Consider the following 17,083-nt stretch of genomic DNA (forward strand, 5'->3'; position numbering starts at 1 on the left):
CCGGAGCATTCCGCTCAGCACTCGATGACGTTCACAGCGAGGCCGCCCTCGCTGGTCTCCTTGTACTTCGTCGACATGTCCAGACCCGTCTGGCGCATGGTCTCGACCACCGCGTCGAGCGACACGTAGTGGTGGCCGTCGCCGCGCAGCGCGAGCCGCGCGGCGGTCACCGCGGTGGATGCCGCGATCGCGTTGCGCTCGATGCAGGGGATCTGCACCAGCCCGCCGATCGGGTCGCAGGTGAGCCCCAGGTGGTGTTCCATCGCGATCTCGGCGGCGTTCTCGATCTGGCGGACCGTGCCGCCCATCACGGCGGTCAGGCCGCCGGCGGCCATGGCGCACGCCGAGCCGACCTCGGCCTGGCAGCCGCCCTCGGCGCCCGAGATCGACGCGTTCGCCTTGAACAGCGATCCGAGCGCGGTCGCCGTGAGCAGGAAACGGCGGATGCCGCGGCGGCGGTTGGCCTCGGCGACCTCGTCGGGGTCCTCGATCGCGCCGACGGCGACCAGCGAAGCCTCGGCACCGAACCCGAGCAGCGCACTGCCGACCAGCTCTCCGTAGGGAGTGACGGCATTGCCCGCGCCCAGGCCGGAGTCCGCCAGGAACCGCCACCAGTACATGGCGACGGCCGGCAGGATGCCCGCGGCGCCGTTGGTCGGCGCGGTGACGACGCGGCCGCCCGCAGCGTTCTCCTCGTTCACGGCCAGCGCGAACGCGCCCAGCCACTCGCCCGGCACCTGCGGATGCCCGTCCGACTCGACGGCCTCGAGCTGCTCGCGGATGTCGGATGCCCGCCGCTTGACCTTGAGGATGCCGGGCAGGGTGCCTCCGCTGTGCAGGCCCGCGTCGACGCACGAGTACATGGCGTCCCAGATCGCGTCCAGGCCGGCCGCGACCTCCGCCTCGCTACGCGTCGCCATCTCGTTGGCACGGGCGATCTCGGCGATCGTCAGACGGTTCTCATCGCACAGGGCGAGCAGCTCCTCGGCGGTGTCGTACGGGTACGGCTGCACGGCGGCCGAGACCCTCGCCTCCTCGCCGTCGCGACGGATGAAGCCGCCACCGATCGAGTAGTAGGTCTGCTCGAGCAGGGGCGCACCCTCGGCGTCGAACGCGTGCAGGGTCATCGCGTTGGGGTGGCCGGGCAGGCGGGTGCGCGGCACGAACGACACATCGTCCTTGGTGAACGGGATGCGGCGCTCGCCCGCGAGCAGCAGGTCGCGCCCCTCGGGCCAGTCGCTCCAGAGCGCGCGCACGTCATCGGGATCGCAGGTCTCGGGGTGCAGGTCCTGCAGCCCGGCCAGCACGGCGTCCGGCGTTCCGTGGCCCAGGCCGGTCGCTCCCAGCGAGCCGAACAGCTCGCAGGTGACGCGCTCGACCTTCTCGAGCAGCCCGGCGGCGCGCAGCCGTGCCGCGAAGTCGACTCCGGCCCTCATCGGCCCCACGGTATGGGAGCTCGAGGGTCCTACACCGATGGAGAACAGGTCGAAAGCCGAGACGTACGCAGTCACCCCTCAAGGGTACGCCGTCGCGCTGTGCCGTGTGACGCATCACCCCCAGGGAATGTGGGGGTTTCGTCCCGATCCCTTGACCCGCGGATGCCGCGGGCGTTGACTTTCCGCATCCGCCGGTGAGCCCACCGGCGGTGATTCCACCGCGTGACTCTCCCCAGCGCGAAGTGCGTCCGTCGCACGCTGAATGACAGGAGTGTCGCCATGAGAACCACCTACAAAGTCCTCGCCTACACGATCCTCGTGCTGGTCGCCGTGCAGGCGGCGATGCATGCCTGGGCCTCGGCGGGGCTGGTCGCCTTCCTCGCCGGAGGCGGGACCATCGACTTCACCTCGGACGCCCCGCCCGCGGTGCCGGAGTTCCTCGGCATCATCGTGCACGGCATGAACGGCATGTACGTGATCCCGATCGTCGCGATCGTGCTGCTGATCATCTCGTTCTTCGCGAAGATCCCGGGCGGCACCCGCCGTGCCGCGATCGTGCTGGGGCTGGTGGCGCTGCAGGTCACGCTGGGGATCCTCGCGCACTCGTTGAGCTCCCTCGCCCTGCTGCACGGAGCGAACGCCATCCTGCTCGCCTCGTTCGCGTTCTTCGCGGGCTGGCGGGTGTCGCACCCGGCGAAGGCCCCGGCAGCGCAGCAGCCGGCCATGGTCTGACCCACGATGGCGCGACGCGCGCGCGTCGCTGCGGTGATCGGCTCCGTCCTCGCGGCGGGGCTGATCACCGCGGCGGTGTGGGGATGGGCCGCGAGCCGGCTCCCCGATTCGTACTCGGCCATGCAGATGGGGGCGGCCGACTACGGCGGAGGGCCGGCTCCGGCGCATGCCGGACACGACATGGACATGCCCGGCATGGACATGGCGGGCACCGACATCCGTGATCTCATCGCCGATCCGGATGCCCCGGCCGACGTGCACGTCGAGCTCGCCGCGCGCGCAGAGAAGGTGCGGATTCCCGGCGCCGAGCCGTTCGACGGATTCACCCTGAACGGATCGACGCCGGGTCCCGTCATCCGGGCGGTGCAGGGCCAGTTGGTCGAGGTGGTGCTGCGGAACGACGACGTGCCGGACGGCGTGACACTGCACTGGCACGGCGTCGACGTGCCGAGCGCGATGGACGGCGTCGCCGGCGTCACTCAGGACGCAGTGATGCCCGGCGAGACCTTCACCTACCGCTTCGTCGCCGATCAGGTCGGCACGTACTGGTACCACTCGCATCAGATCTCGCACGCGCAGGTGGTGGGCGGCCTGTTCGGCGCGCTCGTGGTCACGCCGAAGGCGGATGCCCCGGCCCCGGATGCCGTCGCGATCGTGCACACCTACAACGGCAGCATCCGCACCGTGAACGGCGCCGTCAGCGACGTGCGCGCCGAAGCCGCTGGCGAGGGCGAGGTGCGGGTGCGGATCGTGAACACCGACAACAGTCCGACCTCGGTGTGGGTGCCCGGCCTTCCGTTCCGGGTGCTCGCTGTCGACGGCACTGACGTCAACGAACCGGATGAGGTCACCGGCCGCAAGGTCACGATCACCGCGGGCGGGCGCGCCGACCTCGGCATCCGAGTGCCGCCCGAGGGCGCGACCGTCGCGCTGCCCGGAGCGACGTTCACGATCGGCGACGGCGAGCCGCGCACCGGCGCGCAGCCGGCGAAGGCCGTGGACATGCTCGCCTACGGATCGCCGGCGCCGCTCGGCTTCGACCCCGAAGCGGCGGATCGTGAGTTCCGCTACGACATCGGACGGATGCCGGGCTTCCTCGACGGCCGTCCCGGATTCTGGTGGACGATCAACGGCGGCATCGTCCCGAACGTGCCGATGTTCATGGTGGCCGAGGGCGATGTCGTGGTGATGCGCATCTCGAACGGCAGCGGCGAGCTGCATCCGATGCACCTGCACGGCCACCACATCGTGGTGCTGTCGCGCGACGGCGTCGCCGCGACCGGCAGCCCGTGGTGGGTCGACTCGCTGACCGTCGAGCACGGCTCGACCTACGAGATCGCGTTCGTCGCGGACAACCCCGGGATCTGGATGGACCACTGCCACAACCTGCCGCACGCGGCGGAGGGGCTGATGACGCACCTCGCCTACGAGGGTGTCACGACGCCGTACCGGATGGGTCGGGCGACGGAGAACATCCCGGAGTGAGGCGTCACGAAGAGTTCACCCCTCGCGACGCGGAACGGTGAGCGGGAGACACGACACGGCACCTGCTCTTCACCCTCCGGTCACGGGAAAGCGCTTCAGTGGGTTCACCCGCGCGCCTCGGCGCGGCCGAAAGGATCCCCAGAGATGAAACGCTTCGCCTCCTTCCTCGCCTGCGGCGTCGCCGCCGGCATCGCCGTCCTCGGTGCCGCCCCGGCGACCGCCACGACGACGTCGCTCCCCGACGCCGCCCAGCGCGCCGTCACCGTCGTGTCGTACAACATCCACCATGCGCAGGGCGCCGACGGCGTGCTCGACCTCGAGCGCATCGCGCAGGTGCTCGAGGACTCCGGCGCCGACGTCATCGGCCTGCAGGAAGTCGACCGCCATTTCGGCGCGCGCTCCGAGTACGTCGACCAGGCCGCCTGGCTGGCGCAGAGGCTGGGCATGTCCTACTGCTACTCGGCCAACCTCGACCTCGACCCCGAGGCGGGCCGGACCGACCGTCGCCAGTACGGCACCGCGATCCTCTCGGCGTACCCCATGGACGACTGCGAGAACACGCTGCTGCCGCTGCGGGCCGGCGAGGAACAGCGCGGTCTGGCCCAGGCCGACGTGCACGTACGCGGCGTCGAACTGCGGGTGTACAACACCCACCTGACCCACCAGAGCGCGCAGGGCCGCCTCGACCAGGCGGCGGTGTTCAACGAGAAGGCGCAGTCCGCGGCCATGCCCGTGGTGCTCGTGGGCGATCTCAACGCGAAGCCCGACTCGGCGGAGTACGGCGTCTTCACCCGGGTGCTGGCGGATGTCTGGCCCGTCGTCGGCGACGGCCCCGGCTACACCTTCGACAGCGACAACCCGATCGGACGCATCGACTACGCCCTCACTTCATCCGAGGTGACGCCGGTCGCAGCCGAGGTCATCCCGACGATCGCCTCCGACCACATGCCGCTGAAGACCGAGGTCGTGCTGCCGCATCCGTCGTCGCACGGCGGGGTGCGCCCCTGATCTCACGCCTCTGCCGCCGGACGCGTGTCCGGCGGCAGAGGCCGGATCACGCCGACGGCAGGGTGACGACGAACGTCGCGCCCACTCCGGGGACCGTCTCGATCGTGCCGCCGTGCGCCTCGATCACGGCGCGCGAGATCGCAAGGCCCAGACCCGTGCCGCCGCCGTCCTCGCGTGAGCGTGAGGCGTCGCCGCGGGCGAACCGGTCGAACACCGCCAGGTCGTCCGGCAGTCCGGGACCGTCGTCTGCGACCGTGAGCCTGACCGTTCCGGCATCCGTCTCGATGCGCACCGACACGGTCGTGCCGGGCGGTGTGTGCTGGCGGGCGTTGCCGAGCAGGTTGTCGACGACACGGCGCAGGTCTGCGGCATCGCCGCTGACGATCGCCGGCTCCTCACCGAGCTCCATCGTCCAGACATGATCGGGCGCGGCGACCCGGGCGCCGACGACGCACTCGGCGACCAGCATCCGCAGGTCGACCTCGGTCCGCGCCATCGCGGGCAGTGCGTCGAGCCGCGCGAGTGTGAGCATCTGGTCGATCAGCGTGCTCATCCGGGTGCCCTCGGCGTCGATCACGGCGGTGTTGCCGCGCATCTCCTCGACGTCCGCTCCGTCCCGTTCGGACAGCTGCGCGTAGGCGCGGATGCTGGTGAGCGGCGTGCGCAGCTCATGGCTGGCGTCCGCGACGAAGCGGCGCACCGCCTGCTCGCTGGCCTCGCGCTCGGCGAGTGCCTTCTCGACATGGTCGAGCAGATCGTTCAGGGCCGCACCGACCTGACCGACCTCGGCGGTGGAGACGATGTCGTCCTCGCTCACGCGCTGCGCAAGGGTCACCTCGCCGCGTCCGAGCGGCACCGAGGTGACCTCGGATGCCGTGCTCGCCACCCGGCGCAGCGGCCGCAGGGCACGGCCCATCGCGAGGGCCGCGGCGAGGATCGCGAGCACGATGCTGGCGAGCCCGACCAGCACGACGACGAGGGTCAGCCTGCCGGTCGCCGCGGTGACGGGCTCCATCGGCAGGCCCGTCACGACGACCGTCTCATCCGACGCCACGCGCGCGGCGACCCGGTACGAGCCGAGATCACCGCTGAGGTCGACCGTCTGCGGAGCCGCACCGACGGGCACGGATGCCAGGGTCTGCTGCTGCGCGGCGCTGAGATCGTGCCGGGTGCCGTCGGCGTCGATCCAGCCGCCCACCGCGAATTCGTCGTCGCGGAACACCGCGGTGACCGTGCCCGGCGACTGGCCGGGCGCTCCGACCAGATCGTCGCGGGCCGGCGGCTGCGGAGCGCCGGGCGGACGCGGGCCGCCGACCATGTCTGCGCCGCGCTGTGCGGCTCCGCTGAGACGCTCGTCGAGCTGACCGAGCAGATAGTCGTTCAGCGAGACCACCGACACCAGGCCCACGATCAAGCTCGCCCCCGCCACCAGGGCCGAGGCGATCAGCACCACCTGCAGGCGCAGACTGCGCGTGCGGCTCATGCCGCCGCCGCCTTGAGCACGTAGCCGACCGTGCGCACCGTCTCCAGCCGCACCGAGGCGCTCGCGGCGAGCTTGCGACGCAGGCTCGAGACGTACACCTCGACGAGATTGGAGTCGGTGCCGAAGTCGTACCCCCAGACCGCCTCGAGGATCTGGGGCCGGCGCAGCACACGGCCCACATTGTTCGCCAGCAGGAGCAGCAGCTCGTACTCGGTCGCGGTGAGATCGAGCGTCGCATCGGCGAGCGTCGCCGTGGACGCGGATCTGTCGATCTCGAGATCGCCGACGTGCAGCACGGATGCCGCGGGACGGGCGATCGCCGCGGCGGTGCGGGCCAGCACCCGCACCCTGGCCTGCAGCTCGGGCACAGCGAACGGCTTCGTGAGGTAGTCGTCGCCGCCGGCGCGGAGCCCGGCGATCCGGTCGTCGTGCCCGTCCAGCGCGGTGAGGAACAGCACCCTGACCTCCGGCCGGACGGCGCGGATGCGATCCAGCGTCTCGAGGCCGTCGATGCCCGGCATCATGATGTCGAGCACGACCACGTCGGGCTGGAACTCGCGCACCGCGAGCAGCGCGTCGCGGCCACGGTTCTCGATGCGCACCTCCCAACCGTCGACGCGGAGGGAGTTCGCCACCGCTCCGGCCAGAGGGACCTCGTCGTCGACCACGAGCACCCGAGCCGGCGTCCCGTCGGCGCGGAGCACCGGCGGTAGGCCGAGCGAGTCGCCTGCCATGGTCATGAACCGATCCTTGCGCACGATCATCTCCCTTCGCGCGCGCTCCCCGCGTCCATCCGTGTGCGCATCGCGTGTCGCACCGAGCCGCGCGCCACGCTCCCGTCGCAATCCAGCACAGTTCCGAACCCGAACACTGTGCTGGATTGCGACCGGAACACCCAAGCCGGAACGCCCCGTGCCCGATCGCGACCGGAACGCCCAGACACCGGCTGCTCAACGATCGGTGGAACCGGCCGTCAGGTCGTAGACCGTCACGCCGCCCACCGTCTGCGCGGCGAAGTTCGCCTCGACCCAGGACTGGATGTCGGAGTTCCCGCCGCCCATCCCCATACCTCCACTGGCGATGAAGTAGTGGATGCGGCCCTCGTCGACGTACTGCTGGAACTGCTCCAGGGTCGGCGACGGATCGCTGCCGTTGAAGCCGCCGATCGGCATCACCGCGTCACCGGTCGCGAGCTGGTAGCCGGCTGCGGACTGCGATCCGATGGTCGCGGCGACCCAGGTGTACTGCGAGGCGTCCTTCTCGAGCAGGGCCTGGAGCTCGGAGTCGACTGTGGATGCCTCGAGCAGACCACCGGCGCCACCGCGCATGCCGCCCTCGGAGCCGCCCGGCATGGTCGGGGGCGTTCCGTTGTTCTGACCGGAGCCGTTCGTTCCCGTGCCGTTCCCGCCCGGGAATCCGCCTCCGCCGGGCATGCCACCCTGCGTGCCGCCGGAACCGCCCTGGCCTGCCCCGGCGCCGTCGCCCGCTGCTCCGCCCTGGCCCGCAGGACCGCCTTGGCCACCGCCGAAGCCGCCACCGCCGCCACCAGGCCCGCCGCCGAACCCGCCACCGGGTCCGCCCATGCCGCCCTGAACAGACGGTCCGGCGGTCACGATCGACCCGGAGTGCCCGGTGCCGACGGTCTGCAGCGTGTACGCCGCCGGTGCGAGCAGGCCGCCGACGACCAGCGCGGCCGCAGCCGACACGGTGAGCACCCGCGAGCGCGGCGGCAGCAGCACGAGCACCGCGCCGACCACGGACACCACGGCCACCACGACCTTCAGCCAGGGCAGCCAGCTGCTGGAGCGCTCCAGCAGCACCCAGGCCCACCCGGCCGTGATCAACAACGCGGTCGCGGCGAGGAGGATGCGGATCCACAGCCGGTCCCTGTGCGCGAACACGACCACGGCGCTCGCACCGAGCAGCCCAGCCAGCGGAGCCGCCAGCGCGACCGTGTAGTACGCGTGGAAGATCCCGGCCATGAAGCTGAAGGCGACCATCGTCACGGTCAGCCAGCTCGCGAAGGCGACCAGCAGGATGCGTCGCGGGTCGCGCCGCGGGGCGCGCCCGATCAGCACCATCGCACCGGTGAACAGGATCAATGCGGCCGGGATCAGCCACGAGATCTGCCCGCCGATCTCGTTCAGGAACAGCCGCAGCGGGCCGGTCTCGCCCCAGCCGTTGCCGCCGCCGACGCTGCCGGTCTCGTCGCCGGTGAGCCGTCCGAGCCCGTTGTAGCCGAAGGTCAGCTCGAGGAAGCTGTTGCTCTGCGAGCCGCCGATGTAAGGCCGAGCGGATGCGGGCACGAGCTCGACGATCGCGACCCACCAGCCCGCCGACACGATCACCGCGCCGAGCGCCGCCAGCAGTTGCCAGAGCCGCTTCAGCAGCGGCGCTCCGGCGAACGCGAAGTACACGCCGGCGAGCACCGGCAGCACGAGGAACGCCTGCAGCTGCTTGGTGAGGAACCCGAAGCCGACCGCGACACCGGCCAGCAGCAGCCAGCGCAGCCTGCCGCCGTCGATCGCGCGCAACGTCAATCCGACCGATGCGGTGAGCAGCAGGAGCAGCAGCGCGTCGGGGTTGTTGAACCGGAACATCAGGGCGGCCACCGGGGTGAGCGCGAAGATCCCCGTCGCCAGCAGCGCGGCGGCCGCGCCGAAACGCTTCCTGACCGTGAACAGGATGATCGCCGCCGTCCCGACGCCCATCAGCGCCTGCGGCAGCAGGATGCTCCACGAACTGAGACCGAAAACACGAGCCGACAGCTCCATGACCCACAGCGAGGCCGGCGGCTTGTCGACGGTGATCGAGTTCCCGGCATCCGACGAGCCGTAGAAGAACGCGACCCAGTTCTGGGTGCCGGCCTGCACGGCCGCCGAGTAGAACGCGTTCGCCCAGCCGCTCGCGGCGAGGTTCCAGACGTACAGGATGCCGGTGAGCAGCAGCGCGCCGGCGTACGCCGGGGTCTCCCAGCGGGCGCGGGCGTGCGTCGTCGGCACCGCCTCGGCGGCGGGAGGGGCCGGAGCGAACCCCGGGGGCACGGGCAGTGATGCGGTGGTCATGATCGGTTCGCCTCCTGAGCGAGCATCTGATGTCTGGTGGACAGGGTCTCGGGCCGAAGGTCGGGTGGTGGCACCGAGCGGTCGCGGAACACCCACAGCCGCAGCAGTGCGAAGCGCAGCACGGTCGCGACGAGGTTGGCGACGGTGAGCACGCCCACCTCGAGCAGCGGTCCCGGGTCCGGGTCGGCTGCGTGCAGCAGCATCAGCGAACCGGAGGTCAGCGCCCACGCCATGCCGAACACGACGAGGCCCTGCAGGTGATGCGTCGCGACCCGCGTGCGGCCCCGGATGCCGAAAGTGAACCGCCGGTTCGCCGCGGTGTTCGCGATCGCGGTGGTCAGCAGGGCGAGGAAGTTGGCTGCCTGCGCGGACAGGAACGCCTGGAACAGCAGATACACGAGCGCATACGCCAGCGTCGAGAGCACACCGATCACGCCGAAGCGCAGTACCTGCGCGAGCAGCGGCACCGCGGGTTGCTGGAACGGATGCCGCCCGATATCGCGGTAGATCTCGTCGACGGGGATGCGACCACGGGCGATGTTCATCCCCACGCGTGCCATGCCCTTCAGATCGGCGGTCGCGGTCGCCACCACGTCGACTGAGCTGTGCGGGTCGTCGATCCAGTCCACCGGGACCTCGTGGATGCGCAGGCCGGCGCGCTCGGCGAGGATGAGCAGCTCGGTGTCGAAGAACCAGCCGTCGTCCTCGACGTGGGGCAGCAGCCGGCGCGCGGCATCCGCCCGGATCGCCTTGAACCCGCACTGCGCGTCGCTGAACCGCACCCCGAACGTGCCGCGCAGCAGCGCGTTGTACGACCGCGAGACGAACTCGCGCTTCCCGCCGCGCACGATCCGCGAGGTGCGGGCCAGGCGCGACCCGATCGCGAGGTCGGAGTGGCCGGACAGCAGCGGGGCGACCAGCGGCCGCAGCGCACGCAGGTCCGTGGACAGGTCCTCGTCGAGGTAGACGAGCACGCGGGCCGGCGATGCCGACCAGACCGCCTTCAGCGCCCGGCCACGTCCCTTCTGCGGCAGATGGACGGCGACGACTCCGTCGAGGGTCGCGGCCAGGTCATCGGCGATCCGCGCCGTGGCATCCGTGCTCGCGTTGTCGGCGATCGTGATGCGCCACGACGCGGAGTCGTCAGCACTGAGATGTGCATGCAGTAGCGCGATGCACTGCGCGAGCGTGTCCTGCTCGTTGTACACGGGCACGACGACGTCGAGATCGAGGGGCGTCTGCGAGGAGGTCATGCGACCATGCTCGGCAGCCCGGCGTCAGGGACCCTTTGGCGTTCCTATGCCTCGGATAAAGCCGCTACAGACCCCGCACGCGCGCAAGGAACTCCGCGGTCGCGGGATGCTGCGGAGCGTCGAAGATCTGCTCCGGCGGCCCCTGCTCGACCAGCACGCCCTCCTTGAGGAACACCACCCGGTCTGCGACCTCGCGCGCGAAGGACATCTCGTGGGTGGCCATCACGATCGTCGAGCCGCGGCGCTTCAGCTCGCGCACGAGATCGAGCACCTCGCCGACGAGCTGCGGGTCGAGGGCGCTGGTGATCTCGTCGAGCAGCAGCACCTCGGGCTCGGTGAGGATGGCCCGTACGATCGCGACGCGCTGCTGCTGACCGCCCGAGAGCCGGTCGGGGTACTCGTCGGCCTTGTCGCCGAGGCCGAGCGACTCGAGCAGCTCGCGACCACGGGTGCGCGCCTCGCCCTTCGGCATCCCGTGCACCTTGCGGGCGGCCAGGGTGACGTTGTCGAGCACGGTCATGTGCGGGAAGAGGTTGAAGTGCTGGAACACCACGCCGATCCGTGCGCGCACGGAGTCGGCGTCCACCCGCGGGTCGGTGATGTCGTCGCCCTGCAGGAAGATCTGACCGTCGTCGACGCGCTCGATGAGGTTCATCGTCTTCAACAGCGTCGACTTGCCGGATCCGGACGCTCCGATCAGCACGACGACCTCGTGCGGGGCGACCGCGAGGTCGAGTCCGCGCAGCACGTCGTGGTCGTCGAAGCGCTTGCGCACTCCGCGGGCCTCGATGACGGGCACGGCACTCATACGACTCCTCCGGCCTGCTCGCGCTTGTTGAGGCGCGCGGTGACCCCGTCGGTCAACCGGATCATCGGCCAGCTGAGCGCGATGAAGAACAGCGCGGCGACGACGTACGGGGTGTAGTTGTAGGTGTCGGCGACCTGCAGCTGCGCGGCGCGCACGGCGTCGATCACGCCGAGGATCGAGATCAGGCCGACGTCCTTCTGCATCGAGACGAAGTCGTTCATCAGTGCGGGGATGACCTTGCGCACGCCCTGCGGGATGACGACCATCCGCAGCGTCTGCGCGTGGCTGAGTCCCAGCGACCGCGCGGCGACGCGCTGCGACGGATGCACCGCCTCCATGCCCGCCCGCAGCACCTCGGCGACGTAGGCCGAGTAGCTGATGACGATCGCGATGGTTCCCCAGAAAACAGCGGGCATGCGCGGGAAGATCATCAGCGCCGGGATGCCGAAGCCGACCAGGTAGAGAACGATCAGCACCGGGACGCCACGGAAGAAGTCGGTGTAGGCCGCAGCGAGGGCGCGCAGCGGGAAGAACACGGGTCCGCGCAGCGTGCGCAGCACGGCGAGCAAGGTACCGAGGATCGCGACGCCGACGGCGGCGATCAGCAGCACCATGATGTTCACGAGCAGGCCCTGGAACACGGGGCCGATGCTCTGCAGTGCGATCTGCGGGTCGAAGAACATCTCGCGCACCGCGGTCCAGCCCGGGGTGTTCACGAGGACGACGACGATCACGCCGATCAGCACGACGCTGCTGACGAGGGCGATCAGGACCGATCGCGTGGTGGCACGGCGCCGCAGAGCGCGGCGTGACAGCTCGAGATCACTCGGCTGCCACGTCGCGTCGGCGGTGGGGGTGCTCACTTCAGGACGGGGACGTCGACCGCGTCGCTGAGCCACTTCTGCTGCAGCTCGTCGAGGGTGCCGTTCTCGCGCAGCGTGTCGACAGCCTTGGAGACGTCATCGGTCAGCTCGGAGCCCTTCGGCAGCACGAACGCGAAGTCGTCGCCGCCGTCGGAGGTGGCGAACTGGCCCGAGACGGTGGCGTTCTCGATCTGCGCACCGGTCACGTAGAACGCGCCGGGCAGGTCGGTGACCATGGCGTCGATCTGGCCGCTCTTGAGCGCCAGCACGACGTCGTCGACGGTGTTGAAGACGCCCAGGTTCGCCTCACCGAGCTGCTCCTTGGCGACGGTGTAGCTGGTGGTTCCGGCTGCGACGCCGACCTTGACCTTCTTCAGCTCGTCGATCGAGGTGGCGGATGCCGCGGGCGAGTCGTTCAGCACGACGACGGCCTGCGTGGTGGTGTAGTACGGCGACGAGAAGTCGACCGCCTTCTTGCGCTGATCGGTCACCGAGAACTGCTGGATGTTGACGTCCCAGTCCTTCGGGCCGGGGGCGATCGCGGCGTCGAAGCCGGTGCGCACCCACTCGATGTCCTTCGCATCGAAGCCGAGCTCCTTCGCGACGGCGTTGGCGACGGCGCCCTCGAAGCCCTCGCCGTTGGCGGGGTCGTCATCGACGAACCACGGCTCGTAGTTCGGCTCGCCGGTGGCGATGGTGAGCTTGCCCGCGGTGACGGTCGGCAGCGCGCCGTCGCCCGCGTCAGCGGACGGTGCGGCGGACGAGGTGCCGGAACAGGCGGCGAGGGACACGGCGGCCGCGGCCGCGATGGCGGCGAGGACGGCACGACGGAGGGTGCGGGAGATGGGCACGGTTCACTCCTGAAGAGAGGTCGGGTTCGGGTTCAAGGGTACGTCGGCAGCGAGTCGCCAGTCTGCGAAGTCGAAACCTGGCGACACGAAGCACGAGACGAGCACCTCTGCGTCGTCCAGCGGGCGGGCCGCCTGCCAGACGCCGGCGGGCACGAGCACCTGCGCCGCCTCGCCGGGGCCGAGTACGACCGGGGTCGCCTCCCCCGGCTCCGCGCCGTCGCCGCCGAGACTCAGCTCGAGCCGGCCGGGGCCGTGCCAGAGCCACAGTTCGTCGCTGGTGACGACGTGCCAGGCGCTGCGCTCGTCGGGCTGCAGCAGGTAGTGGATGCAGGTGCCGGCTGGCCGGGCGCCGTTCGGCGTGTCGACGGCGAGCGGGCTGGTCCAGGTGCGCCGGAACCAGCCTCCCTCGGGATGCGGGGCGAGGTCGAGCCGTTCGGCGGTCGCGGGCCTCATGGTCATTCCTCCCCTCCGGCTCCTGAGCGAGGAGCGAAGCGACGAGACGAAGGGCGCCCTTCGTCTCGCTCCGCTCGCTCAGGGTCCGGGGCAGTCGGGAATCCGGATGCCGCCCACCGCACCTCGCCCGCGACGATCGTGGCGGCGGCGCGGCCGGTGCCGGACTCCACGAGCTCGGCGATCGCCTCGGGCCCCGCGGGCACGTCGAAGAACGTCAGGTCGGCGAGCGCGCCGACCGCGAGGTATCCGGTGCGGTCCGGACCGACATCGATGCCCATGGCGTGCGCGCCGCCGATGGTCGCGGCTCCCAGCAGCCGCGCATGCAGGTCGCGATCGGTGTAGCCCTGCGAGCGGGCGACGCGCGCCAGCTCCGCGACATCCGCCATCAGATCGAGCGACGGGCTGGACGAGAGCGAGTCCGTGCCGACCGCGATCGGGCTGCCCTCGCGCAGGTAGGCGGCGATCGGCGGCTCCTCGAGGCCGATCACGGCGTTCGACCGTGGGCACAGCGCCACGGTCGTGCGCCGCTCGCGCAGGATGGCGCGGTCGCGAGCGCTCATGTACACGCCGTGGGCGATGTGGCAGTCCGGCCCGAGCACGCCGAGCTGGTCGACGAACTCGGTGGCGCTGGTGCCGAAGCCCGCCTGCCGCAGCTCCTGGAAACTGGCCAGGCCCGCGGTGTGCCAGGCCTGCGGATGCTCGTGCGCGAACTCGTTCTCGAAGGCGGCCTCGCCGAGGTGGATGTGGATGCGCCCGCCGCGCTCGCGCACGATGTCGGGGATCTCCAGCAACGGCTCGATGTCGAGCGAGTAGGGCGCATGCGGCGACAGACCCGAGCCCGGCGGGGTGGGCAGCGCGTCCAGCGCCCGCTCGACCTGCGCGCGGCCGGTGCGCGCCCAATCGGCGTTGGTCCAGCTCATCACCTCCCAGTAGGTGATGCCGTGCAGCCTGGCGTCGTGCAGAGCGGATGCCGCGGAGGGGTCGGTCACCACGTCGGCCACCGCCGTCGTTCCGCTGCGCAGGGCCAGCTCGGCACCGGCCGCGGCATCCGCCGCCCAGTCCCTGCCGCCCTCGTACACGGGATCGAACGCGGCGACCCAGTCGTCGAAGCCGGCGTACTGTCCCTGACCGACGACGGCCATACCGGTGTACTGCAGATGCGTGTGCGCGTTCACCAGACCTGGCGTCAGGATGCCCGGCCAGTGCACCTCGTCGTACGCGGCGCCGCGCTCGGCGAGCGAGCGAAGCACCCAGGCGCGCTCCCCGACGTGCACGATGCGGCCGTCGCGCACGGCGACGGCGCCGTCCGGGATCGGGGGCGCGGTGACGGGCACGACGAGCCCGGCCGAGTAGACGGTGATCACGCGTGCGCCTTCCTGCTGCCGGACGTGGTGTACCGCGGCGAGCGCCAGTCGGCCTGCGCCTGCACCTGCGCGGTGCTGCGCCGGTCGATGCCGTCTCCGCGGGCCGCGAGCGCCGAGCGGGCGATCGCGGCATCCGCCTCGACGGGGAAGGCGTGCAGGCCGGGGGCGAGGCCGCCGGTGAGCAGCTGTTCGACCGCGCCGAGCTGCACGGCGAAGGAGAGATCCATGATCTCGATCGGGTTGCCCTCGGCGGCGGCCAGGTTCACGCAGCCACCGCGCGCGATGAGCAGAGCGCCGTCGCCTGCGCGGTCGAGGTGCTCCCCTGCCGGGACGAGCGTCGCGGGATCCACATCCACCTCGCCGGGGACTCCCCCGGCGACCGCGACGATCCTCGCGGCGCGCAGCGTTCCGGCATCCACGGTGTGCGGAGCGCCGGTCGCGGAGATCACCAGCGCGCCCGGCGCGAGCTCGGCCAGCGGCCCGATGCGGAACCCGTCATGCGCGGCCTTCAGCGCGCGCACCGGGTCGGTCTCGGCGACGGCGATCTCGGCGCCGAGTGCGCGCAGGTGCGCGGCGACGCCCTCGCCGACCGGCCCGTAGCCGATGACGACAGCGGGCTGGTCGCGCACGCCGATGCCTGCGGCGTCGAGCACGTCGCCGATCGCGAACACGCAGGACTGCCCGGTGCCGTAACGGTTGTCGAAGGAGGTCTTCATCGCCGCGTCGTTCACCGCGATCACCGGGACGCGCAGCAGGCCCTCCCGCTGCATGACGCGCAGCGGGGTCAGACCGCTCGTGGTCTCCTCCGCCGCACCGCGCAGCCCGGCCGCCAGCCCCTCCTCGTGTGCGAGGCGGATCAGGTGCGACCCGTCGTCGAGCAGCAGGTCGAAGCCTCGGCGCAGGAACGCGATCGCCGCGGAGCGCTCCTCGGCGCCGGACAGCGCCGGATCGCCGTCGACCGGGATGCCCCGGTCTCGAAGCACCTCGGCCACCTCGACGTCGATCTCATCGGGGTGTGCGTACACGGCCACCTCGGCCCCGGCGTCGCGCAGCAGCAGAGCGAGCTGTGCGGTCTTGGGCTCGAGCACCATGGCGATGCCGATCCGGATGCCGTGCACCAGTCCCTCGTCGCGCAGTCGGTGCGCGATGAGCGTGGAGACGGGCATGTGCGCGCCGGCATTGTCCACGCGATCCTCCGCGGTCGCGCGGAGCGGCAGCGGGGCGTCGTCGATCAGGATGTCGGGCGTCCCGTCCGGGACGAACGTCACGCCGCCGTCGGTGAGATGCCCGCCCAGCGCCGGGATCAGCCGCCGCAGCTCCTCCGCGACCGGGGCGTCCCCGCGCACAGAGAACGCACGGCCCGCGATCAGCAGATTCGTCTCACGGGCGAACCGGCGCACGAGGCGCTCGGCGGCGGTACGCACTTCGGTCATCGGGAAGCTTCTCCAGGAAAGACGAAAGCCCCGGACACCGTCCGGGGCTTCCTATACTGTCTCAACACAGTGCGCGCCTGGAGGGACTCGAACCCCCAACCTTCTGATCCGTAGTCAGATGCTCTATCCATTGAGCTACAGGCGCACGGCCCTCAGCGGGCCGAGGAAAAGCCTACAACAGGTTCGCGCGGAACACGAATCGAGGCCGATTCAGCTCTTCGCGGCCGTCTTCCGACCCCAGCGCGAGGGCTTCTCGGCCTTGGCCTCGGCCTTCGCCGCCTCCTTCGCGAGCTTGTCCGCCTGCTTGCGTCTGCTGCGCTGCTGCGACGACAGCGCCTGCAGGTCGACGAGCTTCAGCGCCTGCATCCGCGCTTCGCGCATCGAGGCGTAATCGGGATCCTGATCGGGCCGCATGCCCTCGACCCGAAGCCGGCGATCGAGGTTGCCGCGCACATCGGCCCAAGCTGCCGCCCGCGCGGACTCGACCAGTTCGCGCACCTCGTCCGGGTCGTCGGCCAGCTCGCGCAGCCGCTGTGCGACAGCGGTCGACTGCCGTGCGCGCCGCTTGAGGTTGCGCACGTCGCGATCACGGTAGTCGTGCGTGCCGGCCGGGTCGGAGTGCCGGCCCTTCGCGCGTCTGCGCAGTGCGGTGAGATGCTCGGCGGCCTCGTCGGACTCGGCCGCCATCGCCCGCAGCACGTTCTGAGCGTCACCCGCATAGCGATCGAGATCGAAGGCACCGCCCTGGGCGATCGTGCCGACGAGGATGTGGTTCTTCACAGCAAGGCGCGCCGCCGCTGTGGCGATCGCGACGCCTTCCGCAATGGCATCCGCTGTACGTCCCACGAC

General features: G+C 71.0%; 15 protein-coding genes and 1 tRNA gene. 3 read left to right on the top strand and 13 right to left on the bottom strand.

Features of this window, described 5'->3' with window-relative positions; genetic code table 11:
* Positions 1-14: 14 nt before the first annotated feature.
* Positions 15-1,511: an L-serine ammonia-lyase, iron-sulfur-dependent, subunit alpha gene (locus DY023_RS12270; protein WP_116242617.1), complete on the bottom strand. Its 1,497-nt coding sequence runs from the start codon at positions 1,509-1,511 to the stop codon at positions 15-17.
* Positions 1,512-1,715: 204 nt separating this feature from the next.
* Between DY023_RS12270 and DY023_RS12275 the strand changes: the two genes are divergently transcribed.
* The 3 genes from DY023_RS12275 to DY023_RS12285 all read left to right on the top strand — a co-directional run bounded on the left by DY023_RS12275 (position 1,716) and on the right by DY023_RS12285 (position 4,661).
* Positions 1,716-2,168 (top strand): COX15/CtaA family protein, encoded by a 453-nt coding sequence (locus tag DY023_RS12275; protein WP_116242618.1) that lies wholly within the window; start codon positions 1,716-1,718, stop codon positions 2,166-2,168.
* A 6-nt stretch (positions 2,169-2,174) separates the two neighbouring features.
* Positions 2,175-3,653, top strand: a complete 1,479-nt coding sequence (locus DY023_RS12280; RefSeq protein WP_116242619.1) for a multicopper oxidase family protein — start codon at positions 2,175-2,177, stop codon at positions 3,651-3,653.
* Positions 3,654-3,797: 144 nt separating this feature from the next.
* Positions 3,798-4,661, top strand: a complete 864-nt coding sequence (locus tag DY023_RS12285) for an endonuclease/exonuclease/phosphatase family protein (RefSeq protein WP_116242620.1) — start codon at positions 3,798-3,800, stop codon at positions 4,659-4,661.
* A gap of 46 nt (positions 4,662-4,707) precedes the next feature.
* Here the strand turns inward: DY023_RS12285 and DY023_RS12290 are convergent, their stop codons facing one another.
* The 12 genes from DY023_RS12290 to DY023_RS12345 all read right to left on the bottom strand — a co-directional run bounded on the left by DY023_RS12290 (position 4,708) and on the right by DY023_RS12345 (position 17,080).
* Entirely contained in the window at positions 4,708-6,144 is a 1,437-nt protein-coding gene (locus tag DY023_RS12290) for a sensor histidine kinase (protein WP_116242621.1), read from the bottom strand.
* A complete protein-coding gene (locus tag DY023_RS12295) occupies positions 6,141-6,884 on the bottom strand; it encodes a response regulator transcription factor (protein WP_342771001.1) in 744 nt (247 codons plus the stop codon). Before DY023_RS12295 ends, DY023_RS12290 begins: the two co-directional genes overlap by 4 nt.
* Before the next feature lie 210 nt (positions 6,885-7,094).
* On the bottom strand, positions 7,095-9,209 hold the full coding sequence (locus DY023_RS12300; protein ID WP_116242622.1) for an ArnT family glycosyltransferase: 2,115 nt from the start codon (positions 9,207-9,209) through the stop codon (positions 7,095-7,097).
* Positions 9,206-10,462 carry a bifunctional glycosyltransferase family 2/GtrA family protein gene (locus tag DY023_RS12305; RefSeq protein WP_116242623.1) on the bottom strand — a complete coding sequence of 419 codons (1,257 nt, stop codon included), beginning with the start codon at positions 10,460-10,462 and terminating at the stop codon, positions 9,206-9,208. Before DY023_RS12305 ends, DY023_RS12300 begins: the two co-directional genes overlap by 4 nt.
* Positions 10,463-10,526: 64 nt before the next feature.
* The gene (locus DY023_RS12310) at positions 10,527-11,270 is read right to left on the bottom strand and encodes an amino acid ABC transporter ATP-binding protein (protein ID WP_116242624.1); all 744 of its coding nucleotides are present in this window, start codon (positions 11,268-11,270) and stop codon (positions 10,527-10,529) included.
* Positions 11,267-12,133, bottom strand: a complete 867-nt coding sequence (locus DY023_RS12315; protein WP_116242625.1) for an amino acid ABC transporter permease — start codon at positions 12,131-12,133, stop codon at positions 11,267-11,269. The genes DY023_RS12310 and DY023_RS12315 overlap by 4 nt, the downstream gene beginning before the upstream one ends.
* Positions 12,130-12,984 (bottom strand): ABC transporter substrate-binding protein, encoded by an 855-nt coding sequence (locus tag DY023_RS12320; protein WP_116242626.1) that lies wholly within the window; start codon positions 12,982-12,984, stop codon positions 12,130-12,132. Before DY023_RS12320 ends, DY023_RS12315 begins: the two co-directional genes overlap by 4 nt.
* 3 nt (positions 12,985-12,987) lie before the next feature.
* On the bottom strand, positions 12,988-13,437 hold the full coding sequence (locus DY023_RS12325; protein ID WP_245958681.1) for a cupin domain-containing protein: 450 nt from the start codon (positions 13,435-13,437) through the stop codon (positions 12,988-12,990).
* A gap of 2 nt (positions 13,438-13,439) precedes the next feature.
* Positions 13,440-14,801: an amidohydrolase family protein gene (locus tag DY023_RS12330; protein WP_245958682.1), complete on the bottom strand. Its 1,362-nt coding sequence runs from the start codon at positions 14,799-14,801 to the stop codon at positions 13,440-13,442.
* Positions 14,798-16,234, bottom strand: coding sequence for an adenosylhomocysteinase (locus tag DY023_RS12335; protein ID WP_116242628.1), 1,437 nt, complete (start codon positions 16,232-16,234; stop codon positions 14,798-14,800). The genes DY023_RS12330 and DY023_RS12335 overlap by 4 nt, the downstream gene beginning before the upstream one ends.
* Positions 16,235-16,306: 72 nt before the next feature.
* Positions 16,307-16,379, bottom strand: a tRNA-Arg gene (locus tag DY023_RS12340).
* Between the two features lie 65 nt (positions 16,380-16,444).
* The gene (locus DY023_RS12345) at positions 16,445-17,080 is read right to left on the bottom strand and encodes an asparagine synthase (protein WP_245958683.1); all 636 of its coding nucleotides are present in this window, start codon (positions 17,078-17,080) and stop codon (positions 16,445-16,447) included.
* Between the last annotated feature and the right edge of the window lie 3 nt (positions 17,081-17,083).

The sequence above is a fragment of the Microbacterium bovistercoris genome (genome assembly GCF_003387575.1).
GTDB classification, from domain to species: domain Bacteria; phylum Actinomycetota; class Actinomycetes; order Actinomycetales; family Microbacteriaceae; genus Microbacterium; species Microbacterium bovistercoris.